Annotated in this window: 27 protein-coding genes, 2 tRNA genes and 4 pseudogenes; 25 read left to right on the top strand and 8 right to left on the bottom strand. The window is 68.1% G+C overall.

The features are described from left to right. Window positions 1–137 precede the first annotated feature (137 nt). Window positions 138–1178: pseudogene (locus GRX66_RS06250) on the bottom strand (DUF255 domain-containing protein); the annotation flags it as partial. Window positions 1179–1329: 151 nt separating this feature from the next. On the opposite strand from GRX66_RS06250, the gene GRX66_RS06245 reads away from it, so the two are divergent. From GRX66_RS06245 to GRX66_RS06220, 6 genes are all read left to right on the top strand, one after another. Then, a complete protein-coding gene (locus GRX66_RS06245) occupies window positions 1330–1914 on the top strand; it encodes an FxsA family protein (protein ID WP_159525774.1) in 585 nt (194 codons plus the stop codon). A gap of 67 nt (window positions 1915–1981) precedes the next feature. After that, window positions 1982–2055, top strand: a tRNA-Ile gene (locus GRX66_RS06240). A gap of 113 nt (window positions 2056–2168) precedes the next feature. After that, entirely contained in the window at window positions 2169–2870 is a 702-nt protein-coding gene (locus GRX66_RS06235; protein ID WP_159525773.1) for an SDR family oxidoreductase, read from the top strand. Window positions 2871–3004: 134 nt separating this feature from the next. Then, window positions 3005–3340, top strand: a complete 336-nt coding sequence (locus GRX66_RS06230) for a hypothetical protein (protein ID WP_159525772.1) — start codon at window positions 3005–3007, stop codon at window positions 3338–3340. A gap of 434 nt (window positions 3341–3774) precedes the next feature. Then, window positions 3775–3981, top strand: coding sequence for a hypothetical protein (locus tag GRX66_RS06225; protein ID WP_159525771.1), 207 nt, complete (start codon window positions 3775–3777; stop codon window positions 3979–3981). Window positions 3982–4011: 30 nt separating this feature from the next. Further along, window positions 4012–4278: a hypothetical protein gene (locus GRX66_RS06220; RefSeq protein WP_159525770.1), complete on the top strand. Its 267-nt coding sequence runs from the start codon at window positions 4012–4014 to the stop codon at window positions 4276–4278. Window positions 4279–4375: 97 nt separating this feature from the next. Here the strand turns inward: GRX66_RS06220 and ahbB are convergent, their stop codons facing one another. Continuing rightward, window positions 4376–5407 carry a siroheme decarboxylase subunit beta gene (gene ahbB, locus GRX66_RS06215; RefSeq protein WP_159525769.1) on the bottom strand — a complete coding sequence of 344 codons (1032 nt, stop codon included), beginning with the start codon at window positions 5405–5407 and terminating at the stop codon, window positions 4376–4378. A gap of 124 nt (window positions 5408–5531) precedes the next feature. Here ahbB and GRX66_RS06210 point away from each other — a divergent pair, with 124 nt between their 5' ends. The 9 genes and pseudogenes from GRX66_RS06210 (at window position 5532) to GRX66_RS06170 (ending at window position 12484) form a co-directional block, all read left to right on the top strand. Beyond that, window positions 5532–6590, top strand: coding sequence for an anthranilate phosphoribosyltransferase (locus GRX66_RS06210; protein WP_159525768.1), 1059 nt, complete (start codon window positions 5532–5534; stop codon window positions 6588–6590). Window positions 6591–6684: 94 nt separating this feature from the next. Beyond that, window positions 6685–6873 (top strand): annotated as a pseudogene (locus GRX66_RS20920) (winged helix-turn-helix domain-containing protein); the annotation flags it as partial. 374 nt (window positions 6874–7247) lie between these two features. After that, a complete protein-coding gene (locus GRX66_RS06200) occupies window positions 7248–7526 on the top strand; it encodes a DUF7351 domain-containing protein (RefSeq protein ID WP_449271463.1) in 279 nt (92 codons plus the stop codon). 76 nt (window positions 7527–7602) lie between these two features. Beyond that, a complete protein-coding gene (locus GRX66_RS06195; RefSeq protein WP_159525765.1) occupies window positions 7603–8145 on the top strand; it encodes a peptidylprolyl isomerase in 543 nt (180 codons plus the stop codon). A 198-nt stretch (window positions 8146–8343) separates the two neighbouring features. Then, window positions 8344–10104 (top strand): cbb3-type cytochrome c oxidase subunit I, encoded by a 1761-nt coding sequence (locus tag GRX66_RS06190; protein WP_159525764.1) that lies wholly within the window; start codon window positions 8344–8346, stop codon window positions 10102–10104. A gap of 89 nt (window positions 10105–10193) precedes the next feature. Next, on the top strand, window positions 10194–10535 hold the full coding sequence (locus GRX66_RS06185; protein WP_159525763.1) for a ferredoxin: 342 nt from the start codon (window positions 10194–10196) through the stop codon (window positions 10533–10535). Window position 10536: 1 nt separating this feature from the next. Continuing rightward, window positions 10537–10719, top strand: a complete 183-nt coding sequence (locus GRX66_RS06180; protein WP_159525762.1) for a hypothetical protein — start codon at window positions 10537–10539, stop codon at window positions 10717–10719. Between the two features lie 209 nt (window positions 10720–10928). Continuing rightward, a tRNA-Leu gene (locus tag GRX66_RS06175) sits at window positions 10929–11011 on the top strand. A 216-nt stretch (window positions 11012–11227) separates the two neighbouring features. Next, on the top strand, window positions 11228–12484 hold the full coding sequence (locus GRX66_RS06170) for a hypothetical protein (protein ID WP_159525761.1): 1257 nt from the start codon (window positions 11228–11230) through the stop codon (window positions 12482–12484). Here GRX66_RS06170 and GRX66_RS06165 read toward each other — a convergent pair whose 3' ends face one another. Continuing rightward, window positions 12485–12724: a hypothetical protein gene (locus tag GRX66_RS06165; protein WP_325063984.1), complete on the bottom strand. Its 240-nt coding sequence runs from the start codon at window positions 12722–12724 to the stop codon at window positions 12485–12487. 221 nt (window positions 12725–12945) lie between these two features. On the opposite strand from GRX66_RS06165, the gene GRX66_RS06160 reads away from it, so the two are divergent. The 3 genes and pseudogenes from GRX66_RS06160 (at window position 12946) to GRX66_RS20730 (ending at window position 14317) form a co-directional block, all read left to right on the top strand. Further along, entirely contained in the window at window positions 12946–13524 is a 579-nt protein-coding gene (locus GRX66_RS06160; protein WP_159525760.1) for a bacterio-opsin activator domain-containing protein, read from the top strand. Then, on the top strand, window positions 13491–13736 hold the full coding sequence (locus tag GRX66_RS06155) for a helix-turn-helix domain-containing protein (protein WP_159525759.1): 246 nt from the start codon (window positions 13491–13493) through the stop codon (window positions 13734–13736). The genes GRX66_RS06160 and GRX66_RS06155 overlap by 34 nt, the downstream gene beginning before the upstream one ends. Before the next feature lie 108 nt (window positions 13737–13844). Further along, window positions 13845–14317, top strand: a pseudogene (locus tag GRX66_RS20730) (DUF5813 family protein). A 297-nt stretch (window positions 14318–14614) separates the two neighbouring features. Here the strand turns inward: GRX66_RS20730 and GRX66_RS06145 are convergent. Together GRX66_RS06145 and GRX66_RS06140 are read right to left on the bottom strand one after the other, a co-directional pair. Continuing rightward, complete coding sequence (locus GRX66_RS06145; RefSeq protein ID WP_159525758.1) at window positions 14615–14842, bottom strand: Lrp/AsnC family transcriptional regulator; 228 nt, start codon at window positions 14840–14842, stop codon at window positions 14615–14617. Further along, on the bottom strand, window positions 14843–15520 hold the full coding sequence (locus GRX66_RS06140) for a potassium channel family protein (RefSeq protein ID WP_159525757.1): 678 nt from the start codon (window positions 15518–15520) through the stop codon (window positions 14843–14845). Window positions 15521–15607: 87 nt separating this feature from the next. Between GRX66_RS06140 and GRX66_RS06135 the strand changes: the two genes are divergently transcribed. After that, window positions 15608–15844 carry an Lrp/AsnC family transcriptional regulator gene (locus GRX66_RS06135; protein ID WP_159525756.1) on the top strand — a complete coding sequence of 79 codons (237 nt, stop codon included), beginning with the start codon at window positions 15608–15610 and terminating at the stop codon, window positions 15842–15844. A 60-nt stretch (window positions 15845–15904) separates the two neighbouring features. On the opposite strand, the gene pdhA is transcribed toward GRX66_RS06135, so the two are convergent. Continuing rightward, window positions 15905–16951 (bottom strand): pyruvate dehydrogenase (acetyl-transferring) E1 component subunit alpha, encoded by a 1047-nt coding sequence (pdhA, locus tag GRX66_RS06130; RefSeq protein WP_159525755.1) that lies wholly within the window; start codon window positions 16949–16951, stop codon window positions 15905–15907. A gap of 66 nt (window positions 16952–17017) precedes the next feature. Between pdhA and GRX66_RS06125 the strand changes: the two genes are divergently transcribed. Further along, a complete protein-coding gene (locus GRX66_RS06125; protein WP_159525754.1) occupies window positions 17018–17344 on the top strand; it encodes a hypothetical protein in 327 nt (108 codons plus the stop codon). Here GRX66_RS06125 and GRX66_RS06120 read toward each other — a convergent pair. Continuing rightward, on the bottom strand, window positions 17312–17704 hold the full coding sequence (locus GRX66_RS06120; RefSeq protein WP_159525753.1) for a hypothetical protein: 393 nt from the start codon (window positions 17702–17704) through the stop codon (window positions 17312–17314). The two genes, GRX66_RS06125 and GRX66_RS06120, sit on opposite strands and share 33 nt — an antisense overlap. A gap of 110 nt (window positions 17705–17814) precedes the next feature. Between GRX66_RS06120 and GRX66_RS06115 the strand changes: the two genes are divergently transcribed. Beyond that, on the top strand, window positions 17815–18252 hold the full coding sequence (locus GRX66_RS06115; protein ID WP_159525752.1) for a hypothetical protein: 438 nt from the start codon (window positions 17815–17817) through the stop codon (window positions 18250–18252). Here the strand turns inward: GRX66_RS06115 and tmk are convergent, their stop codons facing one another. Next, window positions 18253–18840, bottom strand: a complete 588-nt coding sequence (tmk, locus tag GRX66_RS06110; protein ID WP_159525751.1) for a dTMP kinase — start codon at window positions 18838–18840, stop codon at window positions 18253–18255. A 241-nt stretch (window positions 18841–19081) separates the two neighbouring features. Here tmk and GRX66_RS06105 point away from each other — a divergent pair, with 241 nt between their 5' ends. From GRX66_RS06105 to GRX66_RS06090, 4 genes and pseudogenes are all read left to right on the top strand, one after another. Next, window positions 19082–19972, top strand: coding sequence for a complex I NDUFA9 subunit family protein (locus GRX66_RS06105; protein WP_159525750.1), 891 nt, complete (start codon window positions 19082–19084; stop codon window positions 19970–19972). Between the two features lie 211 nt (window positions 19973–20183). Then, window positions 20184–21362: a tubulin/FtsZ family protein gene (locus GRX66_RS06100; protein WP_159525749.1), complete on the top strand. Its 1179-nt coding sequence runs from the start codon at window positions 20184–20186 to the stop codon at window positions 21360–21362. Then, entirely contained in the window at window positions 21340–22125 is a 786-nt protein-coding gene (locus GRX66_RS06095; protein ID WP_159525748.1) for a hypothetical protein, read from the top strand. The genes GRX66_RS06100 and GRX66_RS06095 overlap by 23 nt, the downstream gene beginning before the upstream one ends. Before the next feature lie 3 nt (window positions 22126–22128). Next, window positions 22129–22261: pseudogene (locus tag GRX66_RS06090) on the top strand (2-phospho-L-lactate guanylyltransferase); the annotation flags it as partial.

Genomic DNA, 22261 nt, shown 5'->3' with positions numbered 1-22261 from the left:
CTGGAGGGACCGGTCGGCAGTGACGGCTCGGAGTTGACCGACGCGTCGCGAGCACGACCGCATCAAACCGTGCGAGACACCCACAACCAATTCGTTCCCAGATACTGATACGTATGGCAGTATTTGACGTCGGCGTCGTAGTGACGGACCTCGCTGCCGTCCACGAGGGTCGACTCGAGGTAGTCCAGCGTGCGTTCAGCGTACCGAGTCGCCGTCTCGTCGTCCGTGTACGCCGCGAACCGGAGGAGGGCGTCGGCGGTGAGCGCATTGACGTCCGCGTACGCCGTGTCGTCGACTGGCGGTTCGTCGCGGCCAGCGCGCCCGTCGGCGGGTTCGTCGAAGTACTCGCCGGCGGCCTGGCTCCCGCCGAACGCCTCGCCAGTCCACAGCGTGCCGGTCAGGTAGTCGATGGTGTGTTCGGCCGGCGTCCGGTAGTCGTCGTCGCCAGTGTGCAGGTACGCCGACGCGAACGCCCGCAGGAGGCTGGCGTTCTCCGACAGCACCTTCTCGCGCTGCACGTCAGACCAGTTCCGGGCGTGCGCGAACCGGAAGAACCCGCCGTCGACGTCGTCGGCGAGGTTCCGGCTGACCGCGTCCAGCGTCCGCAGCGCCTGGTCGCGCTCCCGCTTCAGCGCGAACTCCACGGTCGACGGAAGCGGGAACTTCTCGCTGGTCCCCCAGCCGCCGTGTTCGGCGTCGTACTGCTCGGACAGCTGGCCGGCGAGCAACCGCTCGACGTCCGCGTTCACGGCGCCGACGGGCGGCTCGCCGCCCTGGAGCGCGCGCGGCACGCTCCCCGCGTCCTCGCCGTTCTCGTCCCACGTCTCCCGGACGCGCTGGAGGACCTGCCTGAATCCGTCCGGCTCCAGGAACGTCGCGCCAGCGATGTGGTCGCCGGACGGCGTCACGAACACCGTCGACGGGAAGCCGCCCATGTTGTACCGCTCCCGGACCCGCGGATGGCGGTCGGCGTCCACGCGCACCGGCACGAAGTCGTCGTTCACGTTCGCCGCGATGCGCGGCTCCGCGTACGTCCGCGCGTCCATCTGGCGACACGAATCGCTCCACGACGCCACCAGCGCCACCAGTACCGGCACGTCGCGCTCCGCGGCTTCGTCGAACGCCGCCTGCCCCCAGTCGCGCCACTCCACGCGCGTCTCCGCGACGGAATCGTCCATACCCACTGGTCGGCGGCGAACCCGGGAAACCGTTTCGACACCAGCCAGCGACCCACCGGGTCGCCGACGCGGCGGGGGAGCGAGCAGCGGCCCCGAACGGACCCGTCAACGAGACAGAAAGGCTATCAGGCGCCGCCGGCTACCCCGGCGTATGCCCCGACTCCGGTGGCTGTTCCTCGCGCTGCTGGTCGTGCCGCTGGCGGACGCCCTCTTCCTGGTGTTCGTCGCGGCGGAGATCGGTTGGCAGCTGACGGTGGCGCTGGTCGTGCTCACGGCGCTGCTCGGCACGCTGTTCGTGCGCGCCGAGGGACGACACACCCTGCGCCGCATCCAGCAGTCGCTCGCCACGGGCAAGACGCCCACCAACGAACTCATCGACGGCGGCCTGCTCATCGCCGCCGGCGCGTTCCTCCTGACGCCCGGCCTGCTCACGGACGCGCTCGGGTTCCTGCTCGTGTTCCCGCTGACCCGCGTCCCGTTCCGGTACGTCGTCAAGGAGTGGGTCATCGTCCCGAAACTCGACCAGCAGACCGGCGGGTTCGCCACCGGCAACGTCTACACGTTCGGGTTCCCCGGCGGCGAGGACGCCGACGCGGGCGGTCAGTTCGGTGGCGGCTTCGACCCGACCGGCGGCTTCGACCAGACTGACGTCGACGGCGACGACGACACCATCGACCTCGACGAGGACGCCTACGACGTGGAATTCGACGAGGACGACGAGGACGATAGCCGGTAACGCACGCCGGCGCCGCTGTAGAAAGGAAACCCTTAATTGTACCAGCGGCAAACCTCCTGTTGCGTTCGGGCCAGTAGCTCAATTAGGTAGAGCGCCACTCTGATAAGGTGGAAGCTTCCGGTTCAAATCCGGACTGGCCCACTTCTACCCCGAAGGTCGAACGCGAGCGAATAGCGCATCGAATCGGCAGTCGGCCGTAGCGGTCGTGGCGACACATGCCGATATTTTAACTGGGAGGTCTCGACAGTCCACGCATGGACCTGACTGGAACGACTGCAGTCGTGACCGGCGCGTCCTCCGGCGTCGGCGCTGCGACGGCGCGGGCGCTCGGCCGAGCGGGCTGTGACGTCGTGCTCGCCGCGCGACGCGAGGACCGCCTCCGGGACGTCGCCAGCGACGTCCAGAACGGCCAGACGCTCGTCGTGCCGTCCGACGTGGCCAGCGAGGACGATGTCGAAGCGCTCGTCGAGGACGCGCGGGAGGAGTTCGGGAGCATCGACGTGCTCGTGAACAACGCGGCGGTGCTCATCGGCGACCCGGTGGCGGACGCCGACCGCGAGGACGTCCGCCAGCAGATCGAGGTCAACCTCCTCGGCGTGATGAACACGACCCGCGCGGCCCTCCCGAGCCTGCTCGATGGGGACGGCGGCCACGTGGTCGCCGTCTCTTCGATGAACGCCGAGTACGCCGCAGAGGGCGGGAGCGCGTACACGGCGTCGAAGTGCGGCGTCAACGGGTTCTGTGATTCGCTCCGCAAGGAGATGAGCGACGAGGACGTGCGCGTGTCCGTCGTGATGCCCGGACCGGTCTCCTCGGAGATGCGCGACTGGGCGGACTGGGAGGGGCGCGCGCTCGACCCCGCGGACGTCGCGGAGAGCGTCGTGTTCACCGTCTCCCGGCCCGACCACGTCGAAATCCCCGAGATCACGGTCAACACGACGGACAAGCTCGCGTAGGGCGGTGCCGGGGGGTGGCGACGGACAGGGCCACGGAACCGCGAGGGTGGAGCCAGTGGACTCACGGAATCAGTCAGTTTCACTTTCGGCGTGCGGGCCGCACGTTCATCCGACGCGTCGACCGACTCCGGAATATGGCCGACAGCCCACAACGCTACCACGACGAAGTCGCCGCGTTCGCCGACGACTGGTACGCGTTCCGCGGAATGTTGCACCCCAGCGAGCGCGACCACTGGGACGACGTCGTCGGCGCCGCGCTCGACCGCCCCTACCCAGGGCACTGCCAGCAGGCCGAGGACGTGAAGTGGCCGGTCGTGTTCTCCGCGCTGGTCGCCCAACAGCGCCGCATCAGCGAACTGGAAGCCCACGTCAGCGACCTCGAGAGTGACCTCAGCGACCTCCGGCGCACAGTCAGTGACCTCGAAGACGCTGTCGCGGAACGCGACCCGGCGACGCAGGCCGACTCGTAGGCGCCGCTGGCCCGGTGCAACGCCGACGACGCCCGGCTATCGGGGATGCCGTCGTCCGAGCGGATTTTCACGCGCTGCGAGCGCGCGCCGCCTTGAGTACGGTAGCGGTCCAACGGACTCGCGGGTGCCGGAGCAGCCCGGTGCCCGCTGGTCCCCGCCCACGCGTATGGTCGGCAACGACCCTCCGCAGCCTGCTTCCCCCCGCAAAGACGGACTCGACCGCCCCCGGAACCCGTCCCCGCTGTGTCTCGGCCCTGGCCCGTTGCGTGCCGGCCGTCCGCTGGGAATATCGACCCGTCTTCCCGACGCGTCCGGACGCTCGCGTCGTTCCGAATCGACGGCGACCGCCAGGTGCGGTGAGTAGCAGCCGGACAGCAGACCGACTGCGCGCAGTGAATCGAGACATTGACGCGGCCGCGGCCCGAACCAGGGGTATGGACGAACGGGTGGTCCTCGGACTCCTCATCGCGGCCGGCATCGTTCTCCCCGGCGTGGCGAACTACGCGCTGAACGCCGCCGGAGCGCCGACAGTGGGCTCGATCGTGTGGGCTGTCGGGTACGCCTCGATGGTGCTGGTCGTGTGGTTCGGGTGGATTCGACCCCTGGACCTCACTGGTCCGGGCGGCGGAACGGAACCTTAAAGGGGATTTCGCGGCGAAATCCGACCAGCAATGGCGTTCACACCGCTGCCCCTCGTCGACGACTTCCTCGCGAACTACCACGTCGGGCACGCGCTCCTCGTCCTCTTCGCGCTGTCCATCGTCGGCACCATTCCGCTCGGCTCCCGGAAAATCGTCTCCATCAACTCCCTGCTGTTCGGGTTGTTGTTCCTGGTGACACCAGTTTCCGAACTCGGCGGGGACCCGTTCACGTACCGCTTCATCGGCATCGCGTTGCTCGTCGTCGCACCCATCCTGTACACGACGGCACGCGAGTAGCACGCCGAGCGGACCGAAACAGACCGCGGTCGAACGCCGCCCGGATTCTCCCCGTCGGTCGCGCGAGTAGCGACAGCAGTCCCCGTTCTCGGTGGTCCTACTCGCCGACCAGGTCGTCGTACCGCGCACCAGTCTGCTTCAGCGTCTCCTCCGAGTAGAGGCGTTCGTGCTCGAACGGCAGGTAGTCGGCGGCGAGTTCGTCGATTTTCGCGTCCACGGCGTCGCTCTCGCGGCCGTGGATCATCGTGAAGAGGTTGTACGGCCAGTCCTGGTCGGGGCGGCGCGGCCGGTGGTAGCACAGCGTCACGTACGGGAGCTGGCCGACGTCGACGCCGCGGTCGTCGAGTTCGTCGTCCGGGACGTCCCAGACGACCATGCAGTTCGCGTCGAACCCCGTGACGACGTGGTTGACGACGCAGCCGACGCGCTTGATGCAGCCGTTCGCGAGCAGGCGTTCGGTGGCGTCGAGAACGTCCGCGACGTTCGCGCCGATCGCGTCAGCGACGTCCCGGTACGGGGTCGCCGACAGCGGGAAGCCGTCCTGGATGGCGAGCAGGAGGTCGGCCTCCAGCCGCGAGAGGTCGCCGGTCGCGTCCTCGCTGATGCGGGTCGCGGCCACGTCCGTGCGCTCCAACGACTCCCGCGCGAACCGGTCGGAGTTCACGACCGGGAACTCCAGGTCGATGTAGTAGTCCGTGAGCATCGGGAGGTTCAGCACCTCGCAGCCAGTCTCGGACTCGATGTCGTCGAGAATCCGGTCGCGCTTCTCGCGGCTCGATGCGGTGACGACGAACCACATGTTCCACTCGTGGTTCCGGCGGTAGTTGTGGTTCACCTGCCGGATGTCGTTGATGGTCGTCGCGATCTCTTCGTAGCGGTCCTCGGGGGCTTTGACGGCGGCGAGCGTCGACGACCCGATGACCGGCGGATTCAACACAGCCCCGAACCGCCGGAAGACCCCCTCCTCGCGGAGGCGGCGGACGCGCTCGACGGCGTCCGCTTCCGTGATTCCGAGGTCGGCGGCGACGGCCTCGAACGGCCGCTCCTGGACCGGGAAGCCGCTCTGGTACTCGTCGATGAGACGGGCGTCGGTGTCGTCGATGCGGTCGCGCCAGTCAGCCGCTGCCATTGGCGTCCGTTTGGACTGGCGCGGCTACTGTTTACCGGTTCGCGGCCACCGTCGGCGCGCCGTGGTGCACTCGCGCGGCGAGAAATCGGGTGGATTTAGGCGGGTGGAGACGCAACCTGGGGGCATGAACGATTCCCACGGCGAGTGGCCGCTGCAGCGGTTGATGACGGAAGTCGTCGGGTCCGGGCCGAAGTCCGCCGCGGACATGTCCCGCGAGCAGGCCAGAGAGGCCTTCCAGCGCATCCTCGACCTGACCCCAGACCAGACGACCCTGGGGGCGTTCTGGCTTGCGAACCGCTGGAAGCGCAACAACGGCGAGGAACTCGGCGCGTACGTCGACGTGATGCACCGCGAGAGCGTCGTCGACGCGGAACCCGAAGTCGACCCCGTGGACTGCGGCGCGAACTACGACGGCAAGGGCGACTCCGCCATCTTCGGCGTCGCGGCCGGCGTCGTCGCCGCAGCGGCGGGCACCCCCGTGGTCGTCCACTCCGGGGACCGCGTCCCGACGCAGAAACAGGACGCGTACAAGCACGTCCTCGACGAACTCGGCGTCCGCACGGAACTCGAACCAGAGGAGTCCGCGGCGATGGTCGACGAGCACGGGTTCGGGTTCTACTACCAGCCGAAGTTCAACCCCGTCGTGGACGCGCTCTGGGACCGCCGGGACCACATGGGCGTGCGGACGTTCGTGAACACGGTGGAGACGCTCGCGAACCCCGCGAACGCGAACGTCCACCTCGGCTCGTTCTACCACCTCGCGTTCGCGAAGAAGATCGTCGAAACCGCGCGCGAGAGTCGTGACGCCGGGTTCGACCGCGTGCTCATGTTCCAGGGGATGGAGGGGTACGACGACGTCCGGCCGGGCTCGACGACCGTCGCGGAGTGGAACGAGGGCGCCGACCTCGAGGACTTCACCATCGAGACGGAGGACTACGGCATGGACATCACCAGCGAGGACCTGGAAGTCGAGGACGTCGCCGCGGACTCCGCGGAGATCACGGCGGACGTGCTCGCGGGGGAGCGCACCGACGAGTTCGCGGACGCCGTGAAACTGAACGCGGCGCTCCGCATGTACGCCCGCGAGGACGTCGCGTCCCTCGACGAAGGACTGGAAGTCGCCGCCGACGTCATCGCCAGCGGGCGTGCCGAGAGCGTGCTCGCGGACCTCTGCTCGTTCTGACGGCGAGCCCGGGGCCCGCACCGCTCACCTGTCTGTCCTGACTGCGACGCGCGCCGTGGGAAACTGCTTAATGGATTGACGAGAATCGACGGATATGACAGGCGGCGACGGCTTCGACCTCCTGGCCGACGAGACCAGAGCGGCCATCGTGCGCGCGCTCGCTCACGCTCGACGCGACGACCCCCACCAGCCGGAACTCTCGTTCTCCGAGTTGCGCAAGCGCGTCGGTGCCTCCGACTCCGGCCGGTTCAACTACCACCTCGGGAAACTCCGCGGGCACTTCGTCTCGGAGGCCGAAGACGGGTACACGCTGTCCGCAATCGGCGTGCGCGCCGCTGGGTCTGTGCTCGGCGGCGAGTTCGACGACCCCCCGGAGCGCGACCCGGAGCCGCTCGGCGACGACTGCGGCCGCTGCGGCGAGCCGCTGGAAGCCCGCTACCAGGGCGGACTGCTCACGGTGACCTGCGGGAACGGCCACGGGTTCGCCGACGCGGTCCCACCGGCGACCGTCGAGGAGCACGCCCCTCGAGGACGCCGTCCGCGTGTTCGACGCGAAACTCCGCGGGGACGTCGAGCTCGCGCGGCGCGGCGCCTGTCCGCTGTGCCACGGCGAAATGACGTGGTCGCTGCACCGCGACCTCGACGAGGACGCGCCCCATCGACTTCGTGTACGTCCCGGAGTGCGGGCGCTGCGGCCACCACCTCGGTGTCCCGGTCGGTCTGCTCGTCCTCGAGCACCCCGCGGTCGTCGCGGCGTACCGCGACGCCGGGGTGGACGTCCGCGAGCGCCCGTTCTGGACCATCGACTGCTGCGTCCCGGGCGCTGCTACGCTCGTCTCCGAGGACCCCGTCCGCGTCGGCATCGACGCCGGCCCGAACGGCGACATCCGGTTCCGCCTGGACGACAACGCCCGCGTCGTAGAGGGGCCGTCGTAGCGACGCGGCGAGGCACACACGGGTGGCGTCGCGCCGAGTAGGTAGCGTTATCCGACACCGTGGCGTCTCTTGGAGTATGACCGTCGAGGCTACCCTCCACACCACAGAGGGCGACATCGAAGTCGAACTGTACGACGAGAAAGCGCCGACGACCGTCCAGAACTTCGTCGGCCTCGCGAAACACGACCCCGCCGCCGACGCCGACCCCGCGCCCGAAACGCACACGTGGGAGGACCCCGAGAGCGGCGAAGTCCGCGGGGACGCCCTCTACAACGACGTGCCGTTCCACCGCGTCATCGAGGACTTCATGATCCAGGGCGGCGACCCCACCGGCACCGGTCGCGGCGGCCCCGGCTACCAGTTCGAGGACGAGTTCCACGACGACCTTCGCCACGACGACGCGGGCGTGCTGTCGATGGCGAACTCCGGCCCGGACACGAACGGCAGCCAGTTCTTCATCACCCTGGACGCCCAGCCGCACCTCGACGACCGCCACGCGGTCTTCGGCGAGGTCACCGACGGCATGGACGTCGTCGAAGCCATCGGTGACGTCGAAACCGACCGCAACGACCAGCCGCAGCGCGAACTCCTCCTGGAGTCCGTCGAGATCCACGACTAACGCGGCCCCGCCCGGCTGACGTCTCTCACGGCGTTCTCTCGAACGCGCAGCGACGCGAGCACTGGCGCCGCACGGCGACCGGAACACCACCCAGCGTGAACCCCCTGGTGCCGCGCTGGCGGCACGAAATCCCGCGACGTGCCGGGGTCGAACACGTTCGCGGCAACGCCCAACTACGGGCATCGAGAACGCGGCCGCATGGCAGTCGGTACTGGAACCCTCGCTCTCACAGTCTCAACTGGCGTGCTCCTGTTCCTCGTCGCGTGGGCGCTCGCGAACGCAGAGAACTGGCAGTCGTACACTCCATTCGGCGACCGCGGCGGCGCGTACGGCCGCGAACCCGAGCACGGCCACCGGGAGAAACCCGGCGGCGTCGTGCGCTGGCTCACCACCGTCGACCACAAGGACGTCGGCGTGCTCTACGGCGCGTTCGCCCTGCTCTCGTTCGCGTGGGGCGGCATCGCCGTCCTCCTGATGCGCGCGGAACTGGTGACGGCGCCGATCGACCTCCTCTCGCCGTCGACGTACAACGCGCTGGTGACGACGCACGGCATCACGATGCTGTTCCTGTTCGGGACGCCCATCATCGCGGCCGTCGGGAACTACGTCATCCCGCTGCTGATCGGCGCCGACGACATGGCGTTCCCGCGCATCAACGCCATCGCGTTCTGGCTGCTCCCGCCGGGCGCCCTCCTCATCTGGGGCGGACTCATCGCCCAGCCGCTCGGCATCGGCTTCGAGGGCGCACAGACCGCCTGGACGCTGTACCCGCCGCTGTCCATCGAACAGGCGAACCCCGGCGTCGACCTCATGCTGCTGGGCCTGCACCTGACCGGCGTCTCCGCGACGATGGGCGCCATCAACTTCGTCGCCACCATCCTCGCGGAACGCGGCGACGACGTCACCTGGGCGAACCTCGACATCTTCTCGTGGACGATGCTCGTCCAGTCCGGCCAGATCATCTTCGCGTTCCCGCTGCTCGGCAGCGTCCTCGTAATGTTGCTGCTGGACCGGAACTTCGGGACGACCTTTTTCACCGTGAGCGGCGGCGACCCGATTCTCTTCCAGCACCTGTTCTGGTTCTTCGGCCACCCAGAGGTCTACATCCTCGTGTTGCCGCCGATGGGGCTCATCTCGCTCATCCTGCCGAAGTTCACCGGCCGGAAGCTGTTCGGGTTCAAGTTCGTCGTCTACTCCACGCTCGCGCTCGGCGTCCTCTCGTTCGGCGTCTGGGCCCACCACATGTTCGCCACCGGCATCGACCCGCGCCTCCGCGCCGGCTTCATGGCCGTCTCCATCGCCATCGCGATCCCGTCCGCGGTGAAGGTCTTCAACTGGATCACGACCATGTGGCACGGCAGCCTCCGGCTCACCGCGCCGTTCCTGTTCTGCGTCGGGTTCGTGTTCAACTTCATCATCGGCGGCGTCACCGGGGTCTTCGAGGCCGCAATCCCCGTGGACCTCATCCTCCACGACACGTACCAGGTCGTCGCACACTTCCACTACGTCATCATGGGCGCCATCGCGTTCGCCATCTTCGCCGGCGTCTACTACTGGTTCCCGCTGGTCACCGACCGGTGGTACCAGAAGCGCCTCGCGCACGCGCACTTCTGGCTGTCGATGGTCGGGACGAACCTCACGTTCTTCCCGATGATCCTGCTCGGCTACGGCGGGATGCCGCGTCGGTACGCCGGCTACGAACTCAGCGTCGGCCCCGTCTCGTACTTCGCCGACCTCCACCAGCTGGCGACGGTCGGCGCGGTGTTGCTCGCCGTCGGCCAGATTCTGTTCGTCTGGAACGTCGTCATTTCGTGGCTGGAGGGCCCGCGGGCCGTCGACGACCCCTGGGACCTGGAATCCCGCGGCCAGCGGACGAACGACTGGCAGTGGTTCGAGCGCCAGCGCGACACCCCCGCGCCCGCCGTGGCGGACGGCGGGGACGCCGACTCGGCGGACTGACTGCCCGGGCTCACGGACGAGAGATTACTGCCCCGCGCGGGCTGCTGCGGACCGACAACTCAAAACCCGGTGGCACCAATACTCGGGTGATGACCGACTCGGAGGCGACCGTCGACCCCAGCGAGATCGGCGAGGCCGACGCACCGCCCGTCGAACAGAAGCCGTACAAGATTCTCTTCGAGGCGAACAAGTGCTTCGGCGCGGGGAAGTGCGCGGAGGTGTCGGACAACTGGGAGATGGACGTCACGTCCGGGATGGCCCAGCCGGGGACGTACTTCTTCGACGAGGACGACCTCGACCACAACGTCGACGCGGCGAACGCCTGCCCCGCGAAGAAAGACGACGGCTGCATCCACGTCGTCGACCGCCGAACCGACGAGGAGATCGCGCCCGACCCGCACGGCGACGGCACAATCTCCGTCGACTGGTAGCGTGCGCGCCGCCGCCCGCGCCCTCCTCGCGACCGTCGTCGTCTACCTGCTCGCGCTCGCAGCGACGGCTGTCGCGTTCGGGCTGGACTGGACGGTCGCGAACCGCCTCCCGCTGCTCGCCGGGAGCCTGGGCCTCGGCGCCGCCGTGGGCGTCCAGCACGTCGTCTACCACCGACTCGCCTGACGCCGCTACCACTGGGTACCGGAGCGAATGACACCGGGAGCCTCCGCTCGCTCGTGGCCCTACCCAATGACTGTACCGCCCAGCGTTTGCGTCAGCATTCGCTTCAGTGTGGCCGACACGCGGCTCAAGCGGCGACTTGTCAGGAATGCTGGGTTCGCTCGAACGTCGACACCGTAACGGACTTCCACCCCGCGGCCGTCCGACCGGATGCGAGGGTGGCCGAGCGGCCAAAGGCGGCGGGCTTAAGACCCGCTCCCGTAGGGGTTCGTGGGTTCGAATCCCACCCCTCGCACTCGTCCCGCGAACGAACGTGAGCAGGCGAGGAGACGTGGGATTCGAAGCACGGCAATCGCAGCGCGAGCGCGGTGAGCGACCGTCTGCAGGCGGTTCGCATCCCACCCCTCGCATCTGCGACGAGTGAACACGAGCAGCGACATCGCTGGCGGAGTCCCGAGAGCGGTCACTGGCGGACACGTATTTGGGGGTCGTCCCCGTAGGCCGAGACAGAATGGCGGTCGAACTCCGGCCGGCGACGGCGGTGCTCGTGCTGGTCGCCGTACTGGCGGCGGGGTCGTTCGGCTCGCTCGCCGTGGCGGAGGTCGGGGGGACCCAGGGGGACGCCGAGAGCACGCTGACGGTGATTCCGCTGGAGAACGACGACCGACAGCTGTGGTTGTACACGAGTCGCGGACTGTCCTTCGAGCAGGCGACGCTCCCCATCAACGTGGTCGTCTACGGCGACCCGGAGGACGTGCATCGAGGGCTTCTGGAGAGCGACCGCGGGAACTGGACTGATACGAGCGAGGATGAACAGGAGGTCGCACCCGACGAGAACACGAACGTCGTGAACCCGACGACCATCGAGTGGGAGGTCGCCGACGGCGCGAACCGGTTCGCCTACCTCATCGACCTCCAGGGCGGCGTCTGGCTCACGGAGCACTACCAGGTGCACGACGGGAGGTACCTGGGGAGTCGCCACCACATTCGGGCGTACGCGCCGTCCGAGGCTGACAGCGAGTGGACCGCGATGCAGGCCCACCACGAGCACTGGGACTGGTTCATGGGCCGACACATCGTCAGGAGCACGACGGAATCGCAGTCGTACGTCGAACGGGAGTTCGCAGCGGGCGGCAGCCCGGACATCACGAGAGTCCCAGTGGGCGCCGATAGTGACCCGAGTTTCGATCAGTGGCTGACCATCGTCGACTTCCGGGCGGACGGAGCGCAGTCCGCGCTCGCCGGCCTCGCGTTCGTGCTCGGACTGGCGGGAGCGCGCCGGCGCGGCCTCAGCGCGACGCTCCGCGAGCACGTTCCGACGCGGGACGTGCGGACGCTCCTCCTGGCCGCCGGCGTCGCCGTCGTGCTCCTGTTCGTGCGCCTGGGCGGGCTCTCGCTCGAGCGGTCGTTCGACGTCCCGCCGAAGGTGTTCGCGATCGCGCTCTATCCAGTGCTGTTCGTCGGACTCCCGCTCGCGGCGTACCTGCTCGCGCGGCCGCTGGACCGGTCGCGGGCGTTCGCCGGGGCGTCGGTCGGGTTCATCGCGGGCGTGTTGCTGGATTACTCGTACCTCGGCGTCACGCAACTGCCGCTGGACGTGCTCGTCCACCGGGGCGCGCTGGCCGTCGCGCTGGGGTTGGTCGCCGTGGGGAATTCCCGGGTCGAACGCCACGACAGCGAGGGGCCGGACCACCTCAGGACGGGCGTGTTGCTGTGGCTCGTCGCGACACTCCTCCCGCTGTTGCGGCACACGCCGCTGCCAGTGTAGTCAGCCGGACCGCCGGTACGGGCGCTCCCAGTCCGGCGTCAGTCGACTGTACGCGCCGATGCCGACGAAGAGCACGAGATAGTGCAGCCACTGGGGTACCGAGAGAATCCGGAAGAGTGCCGCGGAAACGACGATCCACGACAGCAAGACGGCGGCGTCGACCACCATCTGGTCGCGGTTCTGCCGCAGGTACGCGACCAGTCGCCGCGTCCGGGAGTCGGTCGTCGACGGGTCGGACACGCCCGGGAGTACACACTACAGCGCCATAATCGAACTGCCCGCACCACCGCCAGCCGGCACGGCGAACCGCTCACCCCCCAGCATCGGCCTGCTGGCGCACCTAAACTGCGACAATCCAACGACGTCTCTGCCACGGCCGACGGAACGAGGCGCCCGGAGTCCGGCGTCGGGTCACGACGAGCAGCGAACTTTTTGTGGAATGAGCACTACATTCGTATGGCATGCCACACCAGTCTCCCCCAGACAACGTGGCGATCGAATTCAGGGTGGACGACGACCGCTATCCGTTCGTGGGGGCGTCCGCGTCCGAGTCGTGTGCGTTCGAACTCGAGGAGATGATTCACCGCGGCGGGGGCGTCTACTCGGAGTTCTTCCGGGTTCGGGGCGCGGACGCGGACCGGATTCTGTCGCTGGCGCGCGAGACGCCGCAGGTCCAGCCGACGGTCCTGGCGGAGGACGGTGACGAATGTCTCTTCGAGTTCGAGGTCGCTGGGGGCTGTATCGCGGTGTCGCTGGCGGAGAGCGGCGCGTATCCGCGGGTGGTCCGTAGCGACGAGGGGGAGGGAACCGTCGTCGCGGAGTTGCCGCGCGACGAGGCTCGCGCCGTCGTCCGGGACATCCTCGCGGAAGACGCGGCCGTCGAGGTCCGTTCAGAACAGCCCGTCGACGGCGAGAGCGACGGCACCGACCCCGCCGGTAGCGAGGGGGCTGCTGCCGACAGCGGGCGGGCGTCGGCGCGGCGACGGTCCAGGAGGAAATCCACGAGGTGTTGCCGCGACGGCAGCGCGGCGTCCTGTTGACCGCGCTCAGCGAGGGGTTCTACGAGTGGCCGCGGCGCGCGACGCTCGCGGACGTGGCCGAATCACTGGGCATCGACGAGGCGGCGCTGGACGAACAACTCCACAACTGCGAACAGCTGGTCCTCGCCGCGCTGTTCGAGGACGGGACGCTCTGCGACGTCGTGGAGCCAGCCCACCCACTCAGTAGCGCCGCGCCGACGGACGGCGAGTAACACCGGCTCGCTTCCGCTGGGGCCGCCATCGACAGCGACGAGTAGCGACACTGGACGGGCCGCAACCGAGCGCAACACCCAACTGCGAGCGCTCCCTTCTCGCTGGTAATGACTGCGCTCGCCGACGAGTTCGCCGACCACGCGCGCTTCGAGTCCGTCGACGGCGGGTTCGAGCCGACGACCAACGACTGGGACGCCTCGGTCACCGTCGCCGACGACACCGTCGAGATCGAAGTCGTCGTCCCGACGCTTGACGCCGCCACGAACGAACCCGTCGCCGACGCGTCGAGGACGGCTGGTTCGACACGTTCGACCGCCGCGTCCGCGACGCCGACGGCGTCACGCTCGCCGAGAACGTGGACGTGACGGACGTCTCCCGCGAGGACGGCGACATCACCATGTCACTGACGCTGACACCGCGTTCGGGCAAAGCCGCTGCCGACGCGCTCGCGCTCGTCAACTACGTCGAGGGCACGTGGTTCCAGGGCGTCATCCCCGGCTACGACTACGTCGAGAAAGTCCAGGAGATGCGACAGCAGGCCGCGCAAAATGCCCAGAACCCGGACGGCACACCGCTGTAACGGACCCAGCAAACCAGCAGCGAGCATTCGCGGCGCGAACGGTCCGAAGGTCCTGAGCGCCGCGAGTCACCGCGCGACCGCAGGGAGCGCGGGCCGACGACCGACCAACGTTCTCGTGAGCGAAGCGAACGAGAGCGCGTCAGAACGTTGCTCTGACGGTGGGAAGGAGGAGTGCTTTTTCCGCACGTTTTTGCCGAGTTGAGCGGGACCGAAGGTCCCGCTAACCACGCGAACGGAGCGTAGCGCCGTGAGTAAACGGGGGTCGCCGGAGACGACCCCGTAGAGCAAAAAGTGCGATTACATGCTGATGTACGTCTCGGTGTCTTCGACGCCGTCGGTGTGCTGGATTTTGTTGGCGGCGATGTCCTTGACTTCGGTGGGGGAGTCGACGTCGAGTTTGGCGATGAGGTCGACGTCGCCGGCGACGATGTGGGCGTCGACGACGCCGTCGATGGCGGCGACGTCGTCGAGGAGGCGGTCGGCTTGGCCGGTGTGGGCTTTGACCAGGACGTAGGCGGTGACCATCTACATCCCCTCCGCGGCGACTTCGTTGCCGACGAGTATCTGGCGGACGTCGTCGAGGGTGTCGAATTCGGAGAGCACTGCGAGGCGGTCGCCGACTTCGAGCGTTTCGTGTGGGAGCGGGAGGCCGAGCGCGCCGTCTTTCTTGCCGAACGCCAGGATGCGGGCGCCCGAGGGGAGCTCGAGTTCGCTGAGCGTGTACCCGCGCATGGGGGCGTCCTGCGAGACGGTGAACTGGACGACCTGGAGGTTCTCGGCGAGGTCGGCGATGGCGGTGACGTTGCCGCCGAGGAGCGCGTTCTTCGCGCCGATGGCGCCGAGGCGTTCGGGGTAGACGATCTCGTCGACTTCCTCGGCGTACTTGCGGTAGATGTTCTCGCGGTAGTCCTCGTCGATCCGCATGACGGTGCGACAGCCCTCGTGTTTGGCGACCATGCAGGCGACGAAGTTGGTGTTGAGGTCGCCGGTGAGGGCGCCGAGGGCGTCCGCGTCTTCGAGTCCGGCGTGTTCGAGGGCGTCCTCGCTGGAGCCGTCGCCTTCGATGACGTCGAAGTCCTCGTTTCGCGCGCGTTCGGCCTTGTCGTAGTCGCGTTCCACGAGCGTGACGCTGTGTCCTTCGTTCTCGACGATGCGGGCGGTTCGGAGGCCGACCCGCCCGGCGCCGATGATGACAATGCGCATAGGCATCGTACGTCGGGCGGCGACAAATATGTTTGTGCCTCGTTACCACGCAACAATTCTTTTGGTGGCGCCCGTCGAACGTGACGTATGGTTCACGCGTTCATCATGGTGAAGACGGGGGCCGGGGCGTCCAGCGACGTCCGGGACCAGGTCGTCGGCCTCGAGGGAGTCACCGAGGCGCACGTCGTCGCGGGCACGTACGACATCATCGTGGAAGTCGGCGGCGACGAGGTCCACGAAGTCCTCAGCACGGTCTCGGACCGCATCGGCACCGTCGCCGGCGTCACCGACACGAAGACGTACATCTCTCTGTCCGCCTCCTGACCGGCACAGCGCTGAGTCCGGTCGGCTGCCCGCAACGAGCGTGCCGCCCGATTGCGCAGCTCAGAACTCCATCTCCTGCGGGTCGTGGTCCTCGAGGTACTCCATGAGCCACGCCTTCTGGTCCTGGAGGCGCGGCGGGAGGTCCTCGTAGAGGTGGTCGAAGACGTCCTCGGGGTCCGGGACGCTGTTCGCCTCGGCCTCGTCGATGGCGGCTTCGAGTTCGGCTTCCGCGTCCGCCCAGCAGTCCTCGACGAACTCGTCGTCGACGACGTCCTGCTCGCGGAGGTACGACTCGAAGCGGTCCAGCGGGTCGGCAGTTCGCCACTCCGGCAGGTCCTCGTCCTCGGGGCGGTAGCGCTCGGGGTCGTCGCTCGTGGTGTGTGCGCCCTGGCGGTACGTCAGGCTCTCGACGAGCACCGGGTCACCGCCGCGGGCGTCCTCGAGCGCGTCGCCGACAGTCTCGTACACCGCGACGGGGTCGTTGCCGTCGACCTGGACGCCCTCGAAGCCGTATGCCTCGGCTTTCACGGCGATGGAGTCGCTGGCGGTCTGTTGCTCCCGCGGCAGCGAGATCGCCCAGTTGTTGTTCTCGCAGAAGAACACGACCGGCGCGTCGAAGACGCCCGCGAAGTTCGCGGCCTCGTGGAAGTCGCCCTCGCTGGTCGCGCCGTCACCGAAGTAGCAGACGACGGCGTCGTCGTCGCCCTCGTAGTTCATCGCCATGCCGGCGCCGACGGCGTGGGGAATCTGGCTGGCGATGGGGATGGCCATCGGGAAGACCGGGACGTCGTGATCGGAGTGGTACTCCGCGAATCCGCGGCGGAACAGCAGGATGTCGCTTGCGGGAACGCCGCGGGCCAACTGCATCGCGTTCGACCGGTACGTCGGGAACAGCCAGTCGTCGCCGGTCATGGCGTACGCGGCGCCGACCTGCGACCCCTCCTGACCCTTGAACGGCGGGTACCCCGGCATCCAGCCGCGGCGCTGCAGCGACAGCGCCCGCTCGTCGAACTCGCGTGCTAGGACCATGTCCCGGAACACGTCGCGCGCGGTCGCTTCGTCCATGGCGGTGTCCGCGAACGTCCGGTCCCCGATGGCGCGGTGCATACGCGGCCGGACACCCCGCAGTCACTTACCGATAGCGAAAAACGCAACGAGCACGTAGCCGGCGATATGGTCTCGGCCGTCACCGCCGCGGGCGTCGGCGTCATCGTCCTCGTGCACACCGCTATCGCCGCCGTCGGCGCGCGTTACTTCCGGGTCACCCTGCAGACGCGCTGGGGGTCGATCGTCTACACCGCGGTGTTGATTCCGCTGGTCTACGTCTTCACGACGCTGGCGCTGGGCGCCCTCGGCCTCGGCGCCGGCGCGTTCGACGACGCCGGGCAGTTGATCGTCGTGACGTGGGCGTTCCCGTTCTTCCTCGGGTGGTCCATCGACCTGTTCTGGGTGCCGGCGCCCGACGAACTAGAGGACGTCCCGGACCAGACCGGCGAGTAGCAGCAACGTCAGCGTCGGCACGACCGTGAGTTCGCCGACGCCCGCGATCACGGCGGCGGCCTCCCAGACGTAGCCGACCCCGGCGGTCCCGAACGTCGTCGCTGCGAGGAGCGCCCCGCCCACCACGCGAACCGCGGCGAGGACGGTGCTGTCGGCCGACACTGCGAGCACGGCGTCGACCAGGTCGAAGGCGACGAGCGCCGCCGCGACGCCCCGGCGGGTGACGCGCCCGCGCAGTTTCTCGCCCGGACTCGGCCACAGGATGCGGAAGTCCGCCGGGAACAGCGGCGGCAGCCGAATCGGCGGCAGGCTGAGCGAGAAGCTGTCGTCGGCTTCGTCGTCAGCCCCGTCGTCGGCCATCCCGGAACCAGTCGTCCGGCTAGGTGATAGGTGCTTCGTGCCACTGGGCAGCGGGCGCGTGGCTGCGTTCGGCGAAACAGCCAAGCGTGCCCGCCGAGTCGCAGGGAACGATGCCCGCCCTCCAGCAATGGCTCGCGTCGCGGCTTCGACGAGACGACATCGAACTGGCAGTCGCCGTCTTCGCGGCGCTGTTCGCCGGCGTCGCCGCCACAGCCACACTCCACAGCACCGTCGGACCGACCACGCAGTTCGGCCAGTCGGGGGCCCTCCAGTGGACGTCACCGTATTCGGTGAACAACGTCGCGCCGCTCGTCGCCGCGGCACTCGGATTCGACGCCGGTCGACGGACTGGACTGCGGGCAGTGGGCGGCAGTTTCGTCGGGAACGCCGCCGGCTACCTGGTCTTCTTCCTCGGGACGTACGCGGTGAACGGGCTCGTCCTCGACGTCACACGGGCGGACCTACTGGTCTCCGTGCTCGCAGCGGACGCTGTGGGCGTCGGCCTCACTGCCGCCCTGGTCGCCGTCGTCGCCGCCCGTCTGGCGTAGTCACTCGGTGAGGACGCGGTCGAGGACGGCCTCGGTCTCGTCGAGGACCGTCTCCGGCGACTGGGTGGCGTCGATGCGCACGAAGCGCTGGGGGTCGTAGTCGATCAGTTGCTCGAAGTTGTCGCGGACGCGGCTGAGGAACTCCACCTGCTCGAACTTGTTCGTGGCGCCCGAGCGCGCGGCGCCGGTTTCGGGGTCGACGTCGAAGAACAGCGTCACGTCGGGCGGTCGCGTCCACGGCTGGTGGATGCCGCGGATGTACTCCATCGGCCGGGGGACCTGGCCGTCGAGGGCCACGCCCTGGTAGGCGTACCGGGAGTCCGAGTAGCGGTCTGAGACGACGACGTCGCCGTCGTCGAGCGCGGGCCGGACGACCCGGGAGAGGTGGTCGGCGTGGTCGGCGGTGAAGAGGAACAGTTCGGCCAGCGGGTCGGCCTGATCGGCGGCCTCGGAGCGACGGACGGCCTCGCCGTACCACGAGTCGGTGGGCTCGTGGGTGAACGTGTAGCCGTCGCCGCGGGTGTCCCGCAGGGCCTCCCAGACGGTGGTCTTGCCGCTGCCGTCGATGCCCTCCAGCGTGACGAGCATGCCTGAAAGACGAGAACGGACGTACAAACGGCTTCGGGTTCGTTGCGGCCCCGGACGGGCGGCGAGGAACACAGCACCGGACGCAGCGAGGTATCAGCGGGTAGTGAGGAACGGGACTCCGGACGAAGTGGCGGGACAGCAGGTAGTGAGGACCGAACGTGGCGTCGGGCGTGGACCGGCGCCGCGGTGGTGTCGTCGAACGTGCATACTTTTAGGACGCTGCCGCGCTTCTGTGTCGGACATGGACGTAATGGTAACCGGCGGGACGGGCTTCATCGGAACACACCTCTGCCGGGAACTCGACGAGCGAGGCCACGACGTGACTGCGCTGTCCCGCCACCCCGAGGGCGCTGACCTGCCGGACAGCGTCGAGACAGTCGTCGGTGACGTGACGGCGTACGACTCCGTCAGCGACGCCATCGAGGGGCACGACGCGGTGGTGAATCTCGTTGCGCTGTCGCCGCTGTTCCAGCCGAAAGACGGCGACGACCGCCACCGCGAGGTCCACCTCGGGGGCACCGAGAACGTCGTCGCGGCCGCAGCGGAGGCGGGACTGGACTACATCCTCCAGTTGTCCGCGCTGGGCGCCGACGCCGAGGGCGACACGGCGTACATCCGCGCGAAGGGCGCGGCCGAGGACGTCGTGCGGAACTCGGACCTGGCGTACACCATCGTCCGGCCGTCCGTCGTCTTCGGGGAGGGCGGCGAGTTCGTCGCGTTCACGAAGCAGTTGACGACGCCGTACGTCACGGGGCTGCCGGGCGGCGGCCGCACGCGCTTCCAGCCCATCTGGGTGGGCGACATCGCAGCGCTCCTCGCCGACGCCGTCGAGGACGACGAGCACTGGGGGCAGACGTACGACATCGGCGGCCCGGACGTGTTGACGCTCGGCGACGTCACGCGCATGGTATACCGCGCGGAGGGGAAGTCCGTCCGGATTCTCCCGGTTCCGATGCCGCTGGCCGGCATCGGAATGCGGCTCGCAGACCCCCTGCCGTTCGTGCCGTTCGGCACCGACCAGTACCGGTCGTTGAAGTTCGACAACACCGTTCGCGACAACGACGTGACCGCCTTCGGCGTCGACCCCTCGGAATTACAGACACTCGCGGACTACCTCGGCCTTAACGACTGACTAACGTCGCGCCGGCCTCGTATACTCTCGCCCAGGAGACATGTTCCAACAAACTTAAACTCGGCGAGTGGTCCTCTCAGGAAAGAGTACGATATATATCCATGTACTGCACGCTATCTGGCGAAAACCAGTCCAATCCCTGAACCGTCCGACACCCGTCTGCAAAAGCCTTATACGCCCGTTTCTACTCTAATTGTTCAAAGGGTTCCGTATGAAACTCGCAATGATCGGGTTCGGTCAGGCGGGCGGTAAAATACTCGACAAGTTCCTCGAGTACGACAAGCGGCACGACTCCGGTATCGTGCGTGCTGCTGTCGCCGTTAACACCGCCAAAGCCGACCTCATGGGCTTGGAGCACGTCCCGCAGGAGAACCGCGTCCTCATCGGCCAGTCCCGGGTGAAGGGCCACGGCGTGGGCGCGGACAACGAACTCGGCGCGGAAATCGCCGAAGAAGACATCGACGAGGTGCAGGGTGCAATCGACTCGATTCCGGTCCACGAGGTCGACGCGTTCCTCGTCATCGCCGGCCTGGGCGGTGGTACCGGGTCCGGCGGTTCCCCGGTCATCGCGAAGCACCTCAAACGCATCTACACCGAACCCGTCTACGGTCTCGGCGTCCTCCCCGGTAGCGACGAGGGCGGCATCTACACGCTGAACGCGGCGCGGTCGTTCCAGACGTTCGTCCGCGAGGTGGACAACCTCCTCGTGTTCGACAACGACGCCTGGCGGAAGTCCGGCGAATCGATGCAGGGCGGCTACGACGAGATCAACGAGGAGATCGTCACCCGCTTCGGCATCCTGTTCGGCGCCGGCGAAGTCGACGAGGGCAGAGACGTCGCGGAGTCCGTCGTCGACTCCAGCGAGATCATCAACACGCTCGCGGGTGGCGGCGTCTCCACGGTCGGATACGCCTCCGAGGGCGTGGACAACGAACGGAACAGCAGCGGTCTCCTGTCGCGGTTCACTGGCGACGACGACCCCGTCGAGGACTCCGCCTCGACGACGAACCGCATCACCAGTCTCGTCCGGAAGGCGGCGCTGGGCCGCCTGACGCTCCCGTGCGAGATCGAGGGCTCGGAGCGCGCGCTCCTCGTGACCGCCGGCCCGCCGCACTACCTCAACCGGAAAGGCATAGAGCGCGGGCGGAAGTGGCTCGAGGAGCAGACCGGGTCGATGGAAGTCCGCGGCGGAGACTACCCGGTACGGGACTCCCAGCAGGTCGCATCAGTCGTCCTGCTGTCTGGCGTGAACAACGTTCCCCGCATCAAGGAGCTCCAGGAAGTTGCCATCGAAGCCCAGGACAACATCGACGACATCCGAGAGGAAAGCGAAGAGAACTTGCAGGACTTGGTCGAAGACGACGACGATGAACTTGAGCCGCTATTCTAAGTTAGCGGTCGCCCTCGTTGTCGTCCTCGCGTTCGCCGTGGTGCCAGCCGCAGCCGTCTCGATTTCCGGCGACACCCCGGCGTCCGTCGAGTCCGGCCAGCAACAGGAAACGACCTACGAATTCACGGGCCTCTTCGAGGACTACGAGCGGTGGACGCTCCAGATGGAGACCGGGCTCACCGACGTGACCTGGCAGGTCGTCACGTACGACAACGCCGGCAACCAGGTGGACGAGTCCACGCTGACCGGCCAGGAAGCGAGCTATCAGCTCGACGCCGCGGACAACGTGGTCCGCGCCGAGGTCACCGTGGTCGGCACGACGCCGTCCTCGAACGCGTGGTCGTGGAGCTACGACCCGCCACAGCGCATCACGTACGCCGAATTCGCGCAGTCCCAGGAAGGCGGCGCGAGCAACACGCTGGAGACGTACAACGCGCGGCCGTACACGGCCGAGAGCCAGCAAGCCCGGACTGCGATCGAGGACGCAGAGGACGCCGTCGAGGACGCTCAGAGCAGCGGCGCGGGCGTCAGTGGCGCCGAGAGCGACCTCGAGGACGCCATCCAGTTCTACAACGGCGGCCAGTTCGAGCAAGCGATCAGTAACGCGGAGGACGCCGAGAGCGCCGCGAACGACGCGGCGTCCTCTGCCCAGCGGACCGACCTCATCATCATGGTCGGAGCGGCGCTGGTCGTCCTGCTGTTGCTCGGCGGCGGCGTCTACTGGTACCTCCAGCAGCAGGACAGCTACGACAAACTCGGTTGAGGGATGCGGGTCATCGTCCCGTTCGACCCGTCGGATCCGAACACGCGACTCTCCTCGCTTCTTTCGCCCGCGGAGCGCCGCGAGTTCGCGGCCGCGATGCTCCGCGACGTCCTGGCCGCCGTCCGCGAGGCGGGCG

The sequence above is a fragment of the Halobacterium bonnevillei genome (assembly GCF_009831555.1).
Lineage (GTDB): Archaea > Halobacteriota > Halobacteria > Halobacteriales > Halobacteriaceae > Halobacterium > Halobacterium bonnevillei.
The sequence above is the reverse complement of the archived record's forward strand: the minus strand, read 5'-3'. Positions and strand labels throughout refer to the sequence as shown.